The 15,065-nt window shown below is 58.6% G+C and carries 12 protein-coding genes, 2 rRNA genes and 1 pseudogene (1 of these 15 only partly in view); 6 read left to right on the forward strand and 9 right to left on the reverse strand.

Going from position 1 to position 15,065, the window contains the following annotated elements; all coding sequences use genetic code 11:
* Positions 1-10: 10 nt before the first annotated feature.
* From nuoJ to nuoN, 5 genes are read left to right on the forward strand one after another with little or no spacing between them, the layout of a single operon-like run.
* A complete protein-coding gene (gene nuoJ, locus J3P77_RS14140) occupies positions 11-526 on the forward strand; it encodes an NADH-quinone oxidoreductase subunit J (RefSeq protein WP_434677238.1) in 516 nt (171 codons plus the stop codon).
* Positions 523-831 carry an NADH-quinone oxidoreductase subunit NuoK gene (nuoK, locus tag J3P77_RS14145; protein WP_125832723.1) on the forward strand — a complete coding sequence of 103 codons (309 nt, stop codon included), beginning with the start codon at positions 523-525 and terminating at the stop codon, positions 829-831. The genes nuoJ and nuoK overlap by 4 nt, the downstream gene beginning before the upstream one ends.
* On the forward strand, positions 828-2,681 hold the full coding sequence (gene nuoL / locus J3P77_RS14150) for an NADH-quinone oxidoreductase subunit L (RefSeq protein WP_434677239.1): 1,854 nt from the start codon (positions 828-830) through the stop codon (positions 2,679-2,681). The genes nuoK and nuoL overlap by 4 nt, the downstream gene beginning before the upstream one ends.
* A 39-nt stretch (positions 2,682-2,720) precedes the next feature.
* Positions 2,721-4,253, forward strand: a complete 1,533-nt coding sequence (gene nuoM / locus J3P77_RS14155; protein ID WP_434677240.1) for an NADH-quinone oxidoreductase subunit M — start codon at positions 2,721-2,723, stop codon at positions 4,251-4,253.
* Between the two features lie 7 nt (positions 4,254-4,260).
* On the forward strand, positions 4,261-5,730 hold the full coding sequence (gene nuoN, locus J3P77_RS14160; protein WP_434677241.1) for an NADH-quinone oxidoreductase subunit NuoN: 1,470 nt from the start codon (positions 4,261-4,263) through the stop codon (positions 5,728-5,730).
* A 59-nt stretch (positions 5,731-5,789) separates the two neighbouring features.
* On the opposite strand, the gene J3P77_RS14165 is transcribed toward nuoN, so the two are convergent.
* The 7 genes and pseudogenes from J3P77_RS14165 to J3P77_RS14195 all read right to left on the reverse strand — a co-directional run bounded on the left by J3P77_RS14165 (position 5,790) and on the right by J3P77_RS14195 (position 11,387).
* Complete coding sequence (locus J3P77_RS14165; RefSeq protein WP_434677242.1) at positions 5,790-6,854, reverse strand: AI-2E family transporter; 1,065 nt, start codon at positions 6,852-6,854, stop codon at positions 5,790-5,792.
* Positions 6,855-6,991: 137 nt separating this feature from the next.
* A complete protein-coding gene (locus tag J3P77_RS14170) occupies positions 6,992-7,813 on the reverse strand; it encodes a methyl-accepting chemotaxis protein (RefSeq protein ID WP_434682018.1) in 822 nt (273 codons plus the stop codon).
* A gap of 84 nt (positions 7,814-7,897) precedes the next feature.
* Positions 7,898-8,671: pseudogene (locus tag J3P77_RS14175) on the reverse strand (cache domain-containing protein); the annotation flags it as partial.
* Between the two features lie 118 nt (positions 8,672-8,789).
* Positions 8,790-10,112, reverse strand: a complete 1,323-nt coding sequence (locus tag J3P77_RS14180; RefSeq protein ID WP_434677243.1) for an ATP-binding protein — start codon at positions 10,110-10,112, stop codon at positions 8,790-8,792.
* Positions 10,109-10,777, reverse strand: a complete 669-nt coding sequence (locus tag J3P77_RS14185; RefSeq protein ID WP_434677244.1) for a response regulator transcription factor — start codon at positions 10,775-10,777, stop codon at positions 10,109-10,111. Before J3P77_RS14185 ends, J3P77_RS14180 begins: the two co-directional genes overlap by 4 nt.
* On the reverse strand, positions 10,777-11,082 hold the full coding sequence (locus J3P77_RS14190) for a PepSY domain-containing protein (RefSeq protein WP_434677245.1): 306 nt from the start codon (positions 11,080-11,082) through the stop codon (positions 10,777-10,779). Before J3P77_RS14190 ends, J3P77_RS14185 begins: the two co-directional genes overlap by 1 nt.
* Positions 11,082-11,387 (reverse strand): PepSY domain-containing protein, encoded by a 306-nt coding sequence (locus tag J3P77_RS14195; protein ID WP_434677246.1) that lies wholly within the window; start codon positions 11,385-11,387, stop codon positions 11,082-11,084. The genes J3P77_RS14190 and J3P77_RS14195 overlap by 1 nt, the downstream gene beginning before the upstream one ends.
* Before the next feature lie 199 nt (positions 11,388-11,586).
* On the opposite strand from J3P77_RS14195, the gene queD reads away from it, so the two are divergent.
* Complete coding sequence (gene queD, locus J3P77_RS14200) at positions 11,587-11,943, forward strand: 6-carboxytetrahydropterin synthase QueD (RefSeq protein ID WP_434677247.1); 357 nt, start codon at positions 11,587-11,589, stop codon at positions 11,941-11,943.
* A gap of 230 nt (positions 11,944-12,173) precedes the next feature.
* Here the strand turns inward: queD and rrf are convergent.
* Positions 12,174-12,289: ribosomal RNA gene (rrf, locus tag J3P77_RS14205) — 5S ribosomal RNA — on the reverse strand.
* 147 nt (positions 12,290-12,436) lie between these two features.
* A 23S ribosomal RNA gene (locus J3P77_RS14210) occupies positions 12,437-15,065 on the reverse strand; it runs 264 nt beyond the window's last position.

Here is a 15,065-nt window from a genome sequence, read left to right on the forward strand (position 1 = left end):
GGAAGTCACGATGGAATTCGCTTTCTATTTCGCCTCTGGCATTGCGGTCGTGTCTACCCTGCGGGTCATCACGAACACCAATCCAGTGCACGCCCTGCTCTACCTGATCATTTCCCTGATCGCCGTCGCCATGACGTTCTTCGCTCTCGGCGCGCCCTTCGCAGGCGTGCTGGAAGTCATCGCTTACGCCGGCGCAATCATGGTGCTGTTCGTGTTCGTGGTCATGATGCTCAACCTGGGTCCGACTTCGGTCGATCAGGAGCGCACATGGCTCAAACCCGGCATCTGGCTCGGCCCCGTGCTTCTGGGTGTGCTGCTGTTGGGTGAGTTGCTGTACGTACTGTTCGGCAACCCGACCGGCGCCGCCATCGGGCACACCACCGTCGACGCCAAGGCCGTCGGGATCAGCCTGTTCGGTCCGTACCTGCTGGTAGTGGAACTGGCTTCGATGCTGCTGCTCGCCGCAGCGGTGACCGCGTTCCATCTCGGTCGTGAAGAAGCCCGGCAAGAAGGAGTCAAGCCATGAATGCTATCCCCCTCGAACACGGACTGGCGGTTGCCGGTGTCCTGTTCTGTCTGGGTCTGGTCGGTCTGATGGTGCGTCGCAACATCCTCTTCGTGCTCATGAGCCTCGAAGTGATGATGAACGCATCAGCGCTGGCGTTCGTAGTAGCCGGTAGTCGCTGGGCGCAGCCGGATGGACAAGTCATGTTCATCCTGGTGATCACCCTTGCCGCTGCCGAGGCCAGTATCGGCCTGGCGATCCTGATGCAACTGTATCGCCGCTTCCACACTCTCGATATCGATGCTGCCAGCGAGATGCGCGGATGAATCTTCTCTTTCTGACTTTCGTATTCCCCCTGATCGGTTTCCTGCTGCTGTCCTTCTCCAGAGGACGCATCTCGGAAAACCTCGCGGCGCTGATCGGCGTCGGCTCCATCGGTCTCTCCGCCATCGTTACCGCATGGGTCATCTGGCAGTTCAATGTCGCGCCGCCGGAGGGTGGCCATTACACCCAGGTGCTGTGGCGCTGGATGGATGTCGATGGCTTCCAGCCCAACTTCGCTCTGTATCTGGACGGCCTGTCGGTCACCATGCTGGGTGTAGTGGTCGGGGTGGGCTTTCTGATTCACCTGTTCGCGTCCTGGTACATGCGCGGTGAAGCCGGTTATTCGCGCTTCTTCTCCTACACCAACCTGTTCATCGCCAGCATGCTGTTCCTGGTGCTGGGCGATAACCTACTGTTCATCTACTTCGGTTGGGAAGGCGTGGGCCTGTGCAGTTACCTGTTGATCGGTTTCTACTACAGCAACCGCAACAACGGTAATGCTGCACTGAAGGCGTTCATCGTGACCCGTGTCGGTGACGTGTTCATGGCCATCGGCCTGTTCATCCTGTTCCACCAGCTGGGCACGCTGAACGTTCAGGAACTGCTGGTTCGCGCGCCGGAGCACTTCAAGGTCGGCGACTTCTGGATCTGGCTGGCAACGCTGATGCTGCTTGGCGGTGCGGTCGGTAAATCCGCGCAGTTGCCATTGCAGACCTGGCTGGCGGATGCGATGGCCGGTCCTACTCCGGTATCGGCACTGATCCACGCGGCAACCATGGTGACGGCGGGCGTTTACCTGATCGCCCGCACCCACGGCCTGTTCGTGCTGGCTCCGGATATCCTGCAACTGGTGGGGATCGTCGGCGGCGTCACGCTGGTGCTGGCGGGCTTTGCCGCACTGGTACAGACCGACATCAAGCGAATCCTCGCCTACTCGACCATGAGCCAGATCGGCTACATGTTCCTGGCCTTGGGCGTTGGCGCCTGGGAAGGCGCGATCTTCCACCTGATGACCCACGCATTCTTCAAGGCGCTGTTGTTCCTTGCCTCCGGTGCGGTGATCGTCGCGTGCCACCACGAGCAGAACATCTTCAAGATGGGCGGCCTGTGGAAGAAACTGCCGCTGGCCTATGCCAGCTTCATCGTCGGCGGTGCTGCGCTGGCTGCCCTGCCGTTGCTGACCGCCGGTTTCTACTCCAAGGACGAGATTCTCTGGGAAGCGTTCGCCAGCGGGAACAATGGCTTGCTCTACGCGGGTCTGGTCGGCGCGTTCATGACGTCGCTGTACACCTTCCGCCTGATCTTCATTGCGTTCCACGGCGAGCCGAAAACCGAGGCTCATGCGGGCCACGGTGTTGCTCACTGGCTGCCGCTGTCGGTGCTGATCGTATTGTCGACTTTCATCGGCGCCATGATCACTCCGCCACTGGCCGGCGTACTGCCGCAGAGCGTCGGGCATGCCGGTGGCGAAGCCAAGCACAGTCTGGAAATCGCCTCGGGTGCCATCGCCCTGGCCGGTATCCTGCTGGCGGCCTTGCTGTTCCTGGGCAAGCGTCGTTTTGTCACGGCCATCGCCGACAGCGCTCCGGGTCGTTTCTTCAGCACCTGGTGGTTCGCCGCCTGGGGCTTCGACTGGATCTACGACAAGCTGTTCGTCAAACCCTATCTGGCAATCAGCCGACTGCTGCGTAGCGACCCGTTCGACCGCACCATCGGCCTGATCCCGCGTCTGGTCAAAGGCGGTCATGACACCATGAGCCGCACTGAAACCGGCCAGCTGCGTTGGTATGCTGCCTCGATCGCCGCCGGTGCCGTTCTGGTGCTGGGCGCCGTCGTCCTGGTTGCGGTCTGACATGAACCTTGCGAATTTGCGAAAGGAATTGAGCCCGTCATGATTCTGCCTTGGCTAATCCTGATCCCCTTTATCGGCGGCCTGCTGTGCTGGCTGGGTGAGCGCTTCGGCCCTACCCTGCCGCGCTGGATCGCGCTGCTGACCATGACCCTGGAACTGGCCCTCGGCCTCTGGCTCTGGGCTACCGGCAACTACAGTCTGGCGCCGGTGCCCGGCGCTGATCCGGTCTGGACCCTGGAATTCCACTACCCGTGGATTTCGCGCTTCGGCATCGACCTGCATTTGGCGCTCGATGGCCTGTCGCTGCTGATGATCCTGCTGACCGGCCTGCTCGGCGTGCTGTCGGTGCTGTGCTCCTGGAAAGAAATCCAGCGCAAGGTGGGTTTCTTCCACCTGAACCTGATGTGGATCCTGGGCGGTGTGGTTGGCGTGTTCCTGGCCATCGACCTGTTCCTGTTCTTCTTCTTCTGGGAAATGATGCTGGTGCCGATGTACTTCCTCATCGCGCTCTGGGGTCATAGTTCGTCGGATGGCAAGAAGACCCGTATCTACGCCGCGACCAAGTTCTTCATCTTCACTCAGGCCAGCGGTCTGATCATGCTGGTGGCGATCCTCGGACTGGTGCTGGTGCACTTCAATCAGACCGGGGTGATCACCTTCGCCTACGCCGATCTGTTGAAGACCCAACTGGCACCGGGCACTGAATACATCCTGATGCTGGGCTTCTTCATTGCCTTCGCGGTCAAGCTGCCGGTGGTGCCGCTGCACTCCTGGCTGCCGGATGCGCACGCACAGGCACCGACCGCAGGTTCCGTCGACCTTGCCGGTATCCTGCTGAAGACCGCCGCCTATGGTCTGCTGCGTTTTGCCTTGCCGCTGTTCCCGAATGCCTCGGCGGAATTTGCGCCGATTGCGATGGGACTTGGCCTGATCGGCATTTTCTACGGTGCATTCCTGGCTTTCGCACAGACCGATATCAAACGTCTGATTGCGTTCTCCAGCGTCTCGCACATGGGCTTCGTGCTGATCGGCATCTATTCGGGTAGCCAGCAAGCGCTGCAAGGCGCTGTGATCCAGATGCTGGCCCACGGCCTTTCGGCCGCTGCGCTGTTTATCCTCAGCGGTCAGCTGTACGAGCGCCTGCACACTCGCGACATGCGTGAGATGGGCGGCCTGTGGTCGCGCATCGCGTACCTGCCGGCCATCAGCCTGTTCTTCGCGGCCGCCTCGCTCGGGCTGCCAGGCACCGGCAACTTCGTTGGCGAATTCCTGATTCTGCTGGGCTCGTTCGTCAGCTCGCCGTGGGTCACCGCCGTCGCAACGTCCGGTCTGGTATTCGGTTCCGTGTATTCGCTGATCATGATTCACCGTGCCTACTTCGGCCCGTCCAAGTCCGACGAGATTCTCAGGGGCATGGACGGACGGGAACTGATCATGGTGTTGGGCCTGGCCGTGTTGCTGATTGTGCTGGGGGTTTTCCCGCAGCCGTTCCTCGACACCTCTGCTGCGACCATGCATGGCGTGCAGCAATGGCTAGGCACTGCCTTCACTCAACTCGCTTCGGCCCGGTAAGAGCGCTATGGACCTGACGATTCAACACTTTATTGCGCTTGCTCCTCTGCTCATCACCAGCATCACGATTGTCGTGGTCATGCTGGCGATCGCATGGCGCCGCAATCACTCCCAAACCTTCCTGCTGTCGGTGGGCGGCCTTAATCTGGCCTTGCTGTCGATTTACCCGGCGTTGAAGGTCGCGCCACTGGCGGTTACGCCGTTGCTGCAGATCGACAGCTTCGCCTGCCTGTACATGGCGATCATCCTCGCCTCTACCCTGGCGTGTGTGACCATGGCACACGCCTACCTGGGCGATAACAAGGTCGGTTACCCAGGCAACCGTGAAGAGCTTTATCTTCTGATTCTGCTGGCCGCCGCCGGCGGTCTGGTGCTGGTCAGCGCGCAGCACCTTGCAGGCCTGTTCATTGGTCTGGAGCTGCTTTCGGTGCCGGTCTATGGGCTGGTGGCTTACGCGTTCTTCAACAAGCGTTCACTGGAGGGCGGCATCAAGTACATGGTGCTGTCGGCAGCCGGTTCCGCTTTCCTGCTGTTCGGTATGGCATTGCTCTACGCGGACGCTGGCGCGCTGACCTTCACCGGTATCGGCAAGGCCATCGCTGCTACCGGTATGCCAAGCGCACTGGCAAGCCTGGGTCTGGCGATGATGGTGGTCGGGCTGGCGTTCAAACTGTCGCTGGTGCCGTTCCACCTGTGGACACCGGACGTCTATGAAGGTGCGCCAGCGCCGGTTGCGGCTTTCCTGGCTACCGCCAGCAAGGTGGCGGTGTTCGCCGTGCTGGTGCGGCTGTTCCAGATCTCTCCGGCAGCCAGCAGCGGCGTTCTGCATGATGTGCTGGCGGTGATCGCCGTCGCGTCGATTCTGGTCGGCAACCTGCTGGCTCTGACTCAGAACAACCTCAAGCGTCTGCTGGGCTATTCGTCCATCTCGCACTTCGGTTACCTGATGATTGCCCTGGTCGCCAGCAAGGGCATGGCGGTGGAAGCCATTGGCGTGTACTTGGCAACCTACGTGCTGACGTCGCTCGGCGCATTCGGCGTGATCACCATGATGTCCTCGCCATACAGCGGTCGCGATGCCGACGCAATGTTCGAGTACCGTGGTCTGTTCTGGCGTCGCCCTTACCTGACAGCCGTCATGACGCTGATGATGCTGTCGCTGGCCGGCATTCCGCTCACCGCAGGCTTCATCGGCAAGTTCTACATGATCGCGACTGGTGTCGAATCGCAGCTGTGGTGGCTGATCGGCGCACTGGTGCTGGGCAGCGCCATCGGCCTGTTCTTCTACCTGCGCGTCATGGTCACCATGTATCTGGTGGATAACCAGATGCCGCGTCACGATGCGGCGTTCAACTGGGCGCAACGCACTGGCGGCGTCATGCTGCTGGCAGTGGCCATCCTGACCTTCGTGCTCGGTGTCTACCCGCAGCCGCTGCTGGATCTGGTGGTAAACGCCGGCCTGCAAATGGCGAGCTGATCGGGCGTAAACAAAAAAACCCTGCTCATGAGCAGGGTTTTTTTTCGTCTCCGCTTTGGTCAGCCCGGCAGGCGCACCGTTTTCTTGGCACCTGAAAAGAGGCCCCAGGTCGACATGAACAAGGCGGCGACCAGCGGCCCGATCACGAAACCGTTCAGGCCGAAGACCGACATACCGCCCAGCGTTGAGATCAGAATCAGGTAGTCAGGCATACGCGTGTCCTTGCCTACCAGAATCGGGCGCAGGACGTTGTCGACAAGGCCGATCACGAATACGCCGAACAGGGCCAGAACCACGCCCTGCCAGATCATGCCACTGAGCAGGAAGTACACCGCCACCGGAGCCCAGACAATCCCCGCCCCGACCGCCGGCAACAGCGACAGGAACGCCATGACGACCGCCCAGAGCAGCGCGCTCGGGATATCCAGCGCCCAGAAGATGAAACCGCCCAGAGCGCCCTGAGTCACGGCTACCACGACGTTGCCTTTTACCGTAGCGCGTACCACACGGGTGAATTTCAGCTGCAGACGGCGCTTCTGCTGTTCAGCCAGCGGGAACGCCAAGCGCAACTTGCGTACCAGTTCCTGACCGTCGCGCAGGAAGAAAAACAGCAGGTACAGCATGATGAAGAAGCTCACCACGAAATCGAACGTTCCCTGGCCGAAGCTGAAGGCCTGCGTTGCGAGGTATTGACTGCCCTGCATCGCGCCCTTGGCAATCTTGTCACGCAGACCATTGAGGTCGCCCATGCCCATGCGGTCCAGCAGACGCTGGATGGAGGCCGGCAGCAGATCCTTGTATTCAGCCAGATAGCCGGCGATGTCCAGCTGCCCGGATTCGACATTCTTGTACAGAACGGTACCCTCCTGAACCAGCAGGGCGCTGATCACGATGACTGGCAGAATGGCAATGACCAGGCACAGCATCAGGGTACACAGTGAGGTCAGGTTGCGGGACCAGTTGAATCGCAGCTGCAGGCGGCGTTGTACAGGCGCGAAGATGATGCCGAGGATGACTGCCCAGAAAACCGCTCCGTAAAACGGCAGCATGATCCAGATGAATGCCAGGGTGACCAGCACCACCAGCACCAGAAGTGTCTTGTATTGAAGGGTGGATTCGTTCATGTCCTGTCCATGTCGTAGGCCGAGCGTCGCGCCCGGTCTAGAGCTTAGTCAGCCAGGACGGCCGCGAGTGCCGTGCGCGGCGCTGCAACCTGCAAACAGACAGGCTCGACAGGACCGGCGCCCTGTCGAGCTACCGGTCAGACCCGGAACTGGGCCACCAGGCCGCCCAGGCGTGAACCCAGTTCGGCCAGACTGCGTGAGGTTTGCGCGCCCTGACGGGTTTCGTCGGCAACGCTTTCGACCGCCACCGCGATCTGGTGAACACTGCGGTTGATCTCTTCCGCCACAGCGGTCTGCTCTTCGGCCGCGCTGGCGATCTGGGCGTTCATCGAGTTGATCGTTGCGATCAGCTCGCCAATGGTCACCAGGGACATGCCTGCATCGTTAGCCTGCATGGAAGTGCCGTCGCCGGCCTCGCTTGAGCGTTGCATCGCGTCCACCGCCTGGCGGGTGCCCTGCTGCAAGCGGTCGATCATGCCCTGGATTTCCTGGGTGCTCTGCTGAGTCCGGCTGGCCAGTGCGCGAACCTCGTCAGCCACGACCGCGAAGCCACGGCCCGCCTCCCCTGCCCTCGCCGCTTCGATGGCGGCATTGAGGGCCAGCAGGTTGGTCTGGTCGGCAATGGAGCGGATAACGCCCAACACACTGACGATTGACGAAACGTCTTGCTGAAGGCTGTCCAGCGACGTGCCGCTCTTGCGGATGTCGTCCACCAGCGAGTGGATCTGCCGGATGCTGCCATCAACCACGCGCTTGGCGGCACGGCCTTGCTCATCGGTCTGCTGAGCTGCGACCGACGCGCCCTGAGCGCTTTTGGCAACTTCCTGAGCTGCGGTCGACATTTGATTGATCGCGGTGGCCACCTGATCGGTCTCGTGGCGCTGCCGGTCCATGGCCTGCTCTGATCGTTGCGCCTGGGACGAGACCTCTGCTACCAGCCCGGTCAGCTGTGAGGTCATTTCGGTGATCTGCCGCACCAGCGTGTGGATCTTGTCGACGAAGCGGTTGAACGAGCCGGCCAGATCGGCCAGCTCATCGTTACCGGTGATCGCCAGCCGGCGCGTAAGATCCCCCTCGCCTGCCGCAATGTCATCCAGATTGGCTTTCATGAGGCGCAACGGTCGCAGCAAGGTGCCGGTCAGCAGCACGCCGACCACCGCGATGATCAGCAAGACCACCACCGTGATGCCCAGAATGCTGTACAGCATGTTCGTCAGCCGTGCATCGACATTCTCCCGGACCGCCGCCACCTGCGCTTCTACGCCATCCAGATTCGCGGCCGAACCCACGACCAGATCCCATTTGGGCAGGTACTCGGTGTAGCCGATCTTGGGGACGGGTTCAGTCTTGCCTGGCAGCGCGGAGGCGTACGTCACGTAGTGAGTACCGGCCTTGGCTACCGCCACCAGTTCGCGGTTGAGGTAGACGCCGTTGGGATCGCGAACATCATTGAAGCTTTTACCGACACCGTCGGAGCTGTTGCTGCGAAAGATACGGATCACTTGGGAGTCATAGCCGAACAGATAACCGTCTTTGCCGTAGCTGACGGAGGACAGCATCTTGATAGCGGTAGCCCGCGCCGTTTCATCACCGGGCGCAGCCGCGTCGTATAACGGTTTGATAGTGGTAAGGGCAACGGTCACGTAGTTTTGCAGCGTGACTCTGGCCTCGGCGAGCAGCCGCTCCCGCGTATCACTGACCTCCCGTTCGGCTTGTGTCTGCAACATGAACACGGTTGTTGCACTGATGACCAGCGCAAACATCAGCACCGGCACAACAGCCAGTGAAAGTACTTTGGCTTTCAGACTGAGACGCATAAGGTTCGCCTGTTTATTTTTATGGAGTCGGGACCACTAGACTCGATATCGGCTGAACGCCAGCGAAATTAAGACCGTTCGCTGTTTTCTGTAAGGCATCTCCTATCCAAGTGGCGAATCAGCAGGCGCTTCGATCCGGGAGCTGAATGCTGACACGCAGACCACCCAAGGGACTTTCAAGCAGGCTCAAGCGTCCCCCCCACGCCTCGACAATGTCACGCACGATACCCAGCCCCAGTCCGTGGCCATTGGTCTGTTCATCCAGGCGGATGCCACGGTTACAGACTTCGTCACGCCGCGACTCCGGTATGCCCGGGCCGTCATCGTCTATGCACAGGCACACGCCGTGCTCCTCGGGGAAGATCGACAGCCGCACCTGGCTGTCCGCCCATTTGCAGGCGTTGTCGAGCAAGTTGCCCAGCATTTCAAGAATGTCTTCGCGATCCCACGGTAACTGCACGCCCGGTTCAACATCGTTGATCAGCTCAAGATGACCACCGTGGATCATCCGCAGGGTGTCGAACAGACCGGCAAGCTCCGTATCACAATCGAAACGCGCGCCGGGCAGTGTGTCCCCCGACAGCCGAGCCCGATTGAGTTCGCGCTCCAAACGCAGCCGGATGTTCTCAAGTTGTTCATGCAGGGTCTTGCGCAAACCGGGATGAGCGTCGAGCTGCTCGCTCGACGCCAGACTGAGCAGCACCGCCAGAGGCGTCTTCAACGCGTGCCCGAGGTTACCCAGCGCATTGCGCGAGCGCTTGAGGCTGTCTTCGGTATGAGCGAGCAGATGGTTGATCTGGGCAACCAGCGGTTCGAGCTCCAGCGGCACCTGGTCATCCAGTTGCGAGCGCTGGCCTTGCTGGAGCTGCGATATCTGTTCGCGCACCCGCTCCAACGGGCGGAACGCACGTCGCACCGTTACCCGCTGCAGAACCAGCACAATCAGCAATGCAGCGATTCCCAGAGCGAATCCGATCTGCTGGAGACGCTGGAAACTGGCGCGTACCGGGGTGTAGTCCTGCGCGACGGTGATGGTGACTTGCTGGCCAAACTTGCGATATTCCTCGGTCAGGACAAGCAGCGACTGCCCTGTGTGGCCCAACTCGAAGTTCGCGTGCAGCCCGGTGCCGACAGGTTCCGGTAACTCGAAATCCCACAAGGAGCGGGAACGCCAATGGCCTTGCTCGAAATCGAAACGGAAGTAATAGCCTGACAGCGGGCGCTGGTAGGCGGCGGACAGGCGATGTTCGTCCAGCTGTATGCCCACCGGCCCGCGAATCAGAGCGACCAGCAGGTTCTCGCTCTCGTTGCGAAGGCCTGACTCCAGGTACCGTTGCAAACCCAGTTCGAACAGCCAGAGGCTGGTCTGCGCCATGACCAGCCCTGTTACAACAAGCACTGCAATGAGCCCGAGGCTCAGACGCCGCTGTATGGACTTCAAGCGCTGGCACCGCCAAGCAGATAACCCTGGCCGCGGCGCGTTTCTATCACACCACGACCCAGCTTGCGGCGCAGGTGATTGACGTGAACCTCAATGACGTTGGAGTCCCGTTCATTCTCGCCGTCGTACAGGTGCTCGGAGAGATGACTTTTGGAAAGAATCTGCTCCGGATGCAGCATGAAATAGCGCAGCAGTCGAAACTCGGCGGAAGTCAGCTGAATTTCCGCGCCGTCGCGAACCACGCACTGGCGGCCTTCATCAAGATTGAGCCCCCCTGACTCCAGAGTCGGCTGATTGGCCAGCCCGCGAGCGCGGCGCAACAGCCCCTGTATACGCAGCTGTAACTCCTCAGGGTGAAAGGGCTTGGTCAGGTAATCATCTGCGCCGGCCTTCAGGCCTTCGATGCGTTCGGACCATGAACCGCGAGCGGTGAGAATCAGCACCGGTGTCGAAAGCCCGCCAGAGCGCCACTTCTCCAACACGCTCAACCCCGGCAAACCTGGCAGGCCGAGGTCCAGGATGATCAGATCATACGGCTCGCTGGCACCCTGGTGGACCGCATCACGGCCATCCGACAGCCAGTCCACTGCATAGCCCTGCCGACCGAGTGCGGCAATCAGTTCATCGGCCAAGGGTACATTGTCTTCAACCAGCAGCAGCCGCATCAATCTTCCTCGTCTTTCAACAATTGTCCGTCTCTTGCGTCAAACTTCAGTTCGCGCACAATTCCGTTTGGGGAGAGCAGCTCAAACTCATATACATAACGTCCGTGCTTCTCTTCCAGCTCCGCCTCCAGCAGTCGCGCTCCTGGGTGATAGCTCAGCGCGCGCTCGATGAATTGTTCCAGAGGCTGGATAACCCCCCGCTGCCTCAGTTGCAGCGCTTCATCCTGATTCAGATCCCTGGCATGTGCCGCCACACAGGCAAGGCCACAGCCGATGAGCACGCACCGACGTACGTTGGCGTTCATTAATTGTCCTGATGATTCTTATAGACCTGGCCAGTCACTGCATCTATTTCCAGGTCCCAATCGAGGCCTTTTACATCCCGCAGTTCAACTTGATATATGTATTTGCCGTATTCGTTTTCAAGCTCGGTGTCCGTAATCGTCGCACCGGGATGAGTAGCGAGCGCGGCCTGCTGCAACGTTTCCGCCGTTTGAATGGTGCCGGCGTTCTGCAGTTTGAGAGCCTCGGCATCGTCGACGTCACGCCCATGAGCGGCGCTGGCTGCAACAGCCATGATTGCCACCAGCGTGGTGGTCAGGATCTTCATTATCAGCCTCCGTTGGCGATATGTTCTGTCGGTGCCAGTTTACGCAGGACAACTTAACTCAAGCTGAAAATTTCTGGCCACCTGCCATCACTCCGATGACTGCGACCGGCGCAGGCGTGGTGTTTCAATACTTTGCTGGTAAACTCGCGGTCTGCATCAGATGCTCGCATGAGCGCCATTATTTCAGAGCATAAACTTCGTGGAAATTTTTAAAGAGTTTACTTTTGAGTCTGCGCACCGGCTGCCTCATGTTCCAGAAGGCCACAAGTGCGGCCGGCTGCACGGCCATTCCTTTCGGATCGGTATTCATCTGAGCGGCGACGTCGACCCGCATACCGGTTGGATCCGTGATTTCTCGGAAATCAAGGCGATCTTCAAACCGCTGTATGAGCGCCTCGACCATAACTACCTGAACGACATCCCTGGCCTGGAAAACCCTACCAGCGAGGTCTTGGCCAAGTGGATCTGGAACGAGCTGAAGCCTCTTCTTCCGGAGCTATCCCGTATTCGGATTCACGAGACTTGCACCAGTGGATGCGAGTACTACGGCGACTGAAGTTATTCTGGTAATGCCCAGCCACCCACGCGGTGGCTTTTTTATGCCTGTGGGAGCGAATGGTGGGCGCTTTGGTTGTCCGCAAAGGGGCCGGCACATCTGCCACATCGGCATCGCCTGGTGGATGGTCTTCGCGGACAAGTCCGCTCCCACAGGAGTGCTGCTTATAGGTTTCGAATCCCGGAAAGACAAAACCCCATCTGCTTTCGCAAATGGGGTTTCGGAATGAATCTTGACGATGACCTACTCTCACATGGGGAAACCCCACACTACCATCGGCGATGCATCGTTTCACTGCTGAGTTCGGGATGGGATCAGGTGGTTCCAATGCTCTATGGTCGTCAAGAAATTCGGTGTGCCGGGGCGTCGTTGCCGACGTTCCAGCGAATCGGGTATGTGATGTTTGTGAGCTGCAGTTTTCGGTGTGTGTCGTCTTCACAGTCACCGCAATCTGGTCGTTTCTTTCGAAGCGTGCAGATTGCTTGGGTGTTATATGGTCAAGCCTCACGGGCAATTAGTATGGGTTAGCTCAACGCCTCACAGCGCTTACACACCCCACCTATCAACGTCGTAGTCTTCGACGGCCCTTCAGGGAACTCAAGGTTCCAGTGAGATCTCATCTTGAGGCAAGTTTCCCGCTTAGATGCTTTCAGCGGTTATCTTTTCCGAACATAGCTACCCGGCAATGCCACTGGCGTGACAACCGGAACACCAGAGGTTCGTCCACTCCGGTCCTCTCGTACTAGGAGCAGCCCCTCTCAAATCTCAAACGTCCACGGCAGATAGGGACCGAACTGTCTCACGACGTTCTAAACCCAGCTCGCGTACCACTTTAAATGGCGAACAGCCATACCCTTGGGACCGGCTTCAGCCCCAGGATGTGATGAGCCGACATCGAGGTGCCAAACACCGCCGTCGATATGAACTCTTGGGCGGTATCAGCCTGTTATCCCCGGAGTACCTTTTATCCGTTGAGCGATGGCCCTTCCATACAGAACCACCGGATCACTAAGACCTACTTTCGTACCTGCTCGACGTGTCTGTCTCGCAGTCAAGCGCGCTTTTGCCTTTATACTCTACGACCGATTTCCGACCGGTCTGAGCGCACCTTCGTACTCCTCCGTTACTCTTTAGGAGGAGACCGCCCCAGTCAAACTACCCACCATACACTGTCCTCGATCCGGATAACGGACCTGAGTTAGAACCTCAAAGTTGCCAGGGTGGTATTTCAAGGATGGCTCCACGCAGACTGGCGTCCACGCTTCACAGCCTCCCACCTATCCTACACAAGCAAATTCAAAGTCCAGTGCAAAGCTATAGTAAAGGTTCACGGGGTCTTTCCGTCTAGCCGCGGATACACTGCATCTTCACAGCGATTTCAATTTCACTGAGTCTCGGGTGGAGACAGCGCCGCCATCGTTACGCCATTCGTGCAGGTCGGAACTTACCCGACAAGGAATTTCGCTACCTTAGGACCGTTATAGTTACGGCCGCCGTTTACCGGGGCTTCGATCAAGAGCTTCGCTTGCGCTAACCCCATCAATTAACCTTCCGGCACCGGGCAGGCGTCACACCCTATACGTCCACTTTCGTGTTTGCAGAGTGCTGTGTTTTTAATAAACAGTCGCAGCGGCCTGGTATCTTCGACCGGCGAGGGCTTACGCAGTAAATGCTTCACCTTCACCGGCGCACCTTCTCCCGAAGTTACGGTGCCATTTTGCCTAGTTCCTTCACCCGAGTTCTCTCAAGCGCCTTGGTATTCTCTACCCAACCACCTGTGTCGGTTTGGGGTACGGTTCCTGGTTACCTGAAGCTTAGAAGCTTTTCTTGGAAGCATGGCATCAACCACTTCGCGTCCTAAAGGACACTCGTCATCAGCTCTCGGCCTTAAGATCCCGGATTTACCTAAGATCTCAGCCTACCACCTTAAACTTGGACAACCAACGCCAAGCTGGCCTAGCCTTCTCCGTCCCTCCATCGCAGTAACCAGAAGTACAGGAATATTAACCTGTTTGCCATCGACTACGCTTTTCAGCCTCGCCTTAGGAACCGACTAACCCTGCGTCGATTAACGTTGCGCAGGAAACCTTGGTCTTTCGGCGTGGGTGTTTTTCACACCCATTGTCGTTACTCATGTCAGCATTCGCACTTCTGATACCTCCAGCAAGCTTCTCAACTCACCTTCACAGGCTTACAGAACGCTCCTCTACCGCATCATCCTAAGATGATACCCGTAGCTTCGGTGCATGGTTTGAGCCCCGTTACATCTTCCGCGCAGGCCGACTCGACTAGTGAGCTATTACGCTTTCTTTAAAGGGTGGCTGCTTCTAAGCCAACCTCCTAGCTGTCTAAGCCTTCCCACATCGTTTCCCACTTAACCATGACTTTGGGACCTTAGCTGACGGTCTGGGTTGTTTCCCTTTTCACGACGGACGTTAGCACCCGCCGTGTGTCTCCCATGCTCGGCACTTGTAGGTATTCGGAGTTTGCATCGGTTTGGTAAGTCGGGATGACCCCCTAGCCGAAACAGTGCTCTACCCCCTACAGTGATACATGAGGCGCTACCTAAATAGCTTTCGAGGAGAACCAGCTATCTCCGAGCTTGATTAGCCTTTCACTCCGATCCACAGGTCATCCGCTAACTTTTCAACGGTAGTCGGTTCGGTCCTCCAGTCAGTGTTACCTAACCTTCAACCTGCCCATGGATAGATCGCCCGGTTTCGGGTCTATTCCCAGCGACTAGACGCCCTATTAAGACTCGCTTTCGCTACGCCTCCCCTATTCGGTTAAGCTCGCCACTGAAAATAAGTCGCTGACCCATTATACAAAAGGTACGCAGTCACCCAACAAAGTGGGCTCCCACTGCTTGTACGCATACGGTTTCAGGATCTATTTCACTCCCCTCTCCGGGGTTCTTTTCGCCTTTCCCTCACGGTACTGGTTCACTATCGGTCAGTCAGTAGTATTTAGCCTTGGAGGATGGTCCCCCCATATTCAGACAAGGTTTCTCGTGCCCCGTCCTACTCGATTTCATTGACAAGAGATTTTCGCGTACAGGGCTATCACCCACTATGGCCGCACTTTCCAGAGCGTTCCGCTAATCTCAAATCAACTTAAGGGCT

Origin of the sequence: Pseudomonas sp. R1-18 (genome assembly GCF_051132095.1) — a bacterium.
In the GTDB taxonomy this organism is placed as follows: Bacteria; Pseudomonadota; Gammaproteobacteria; order Pseudomonadales; family Pseudomonadaceae; genus Aquipseudomonas.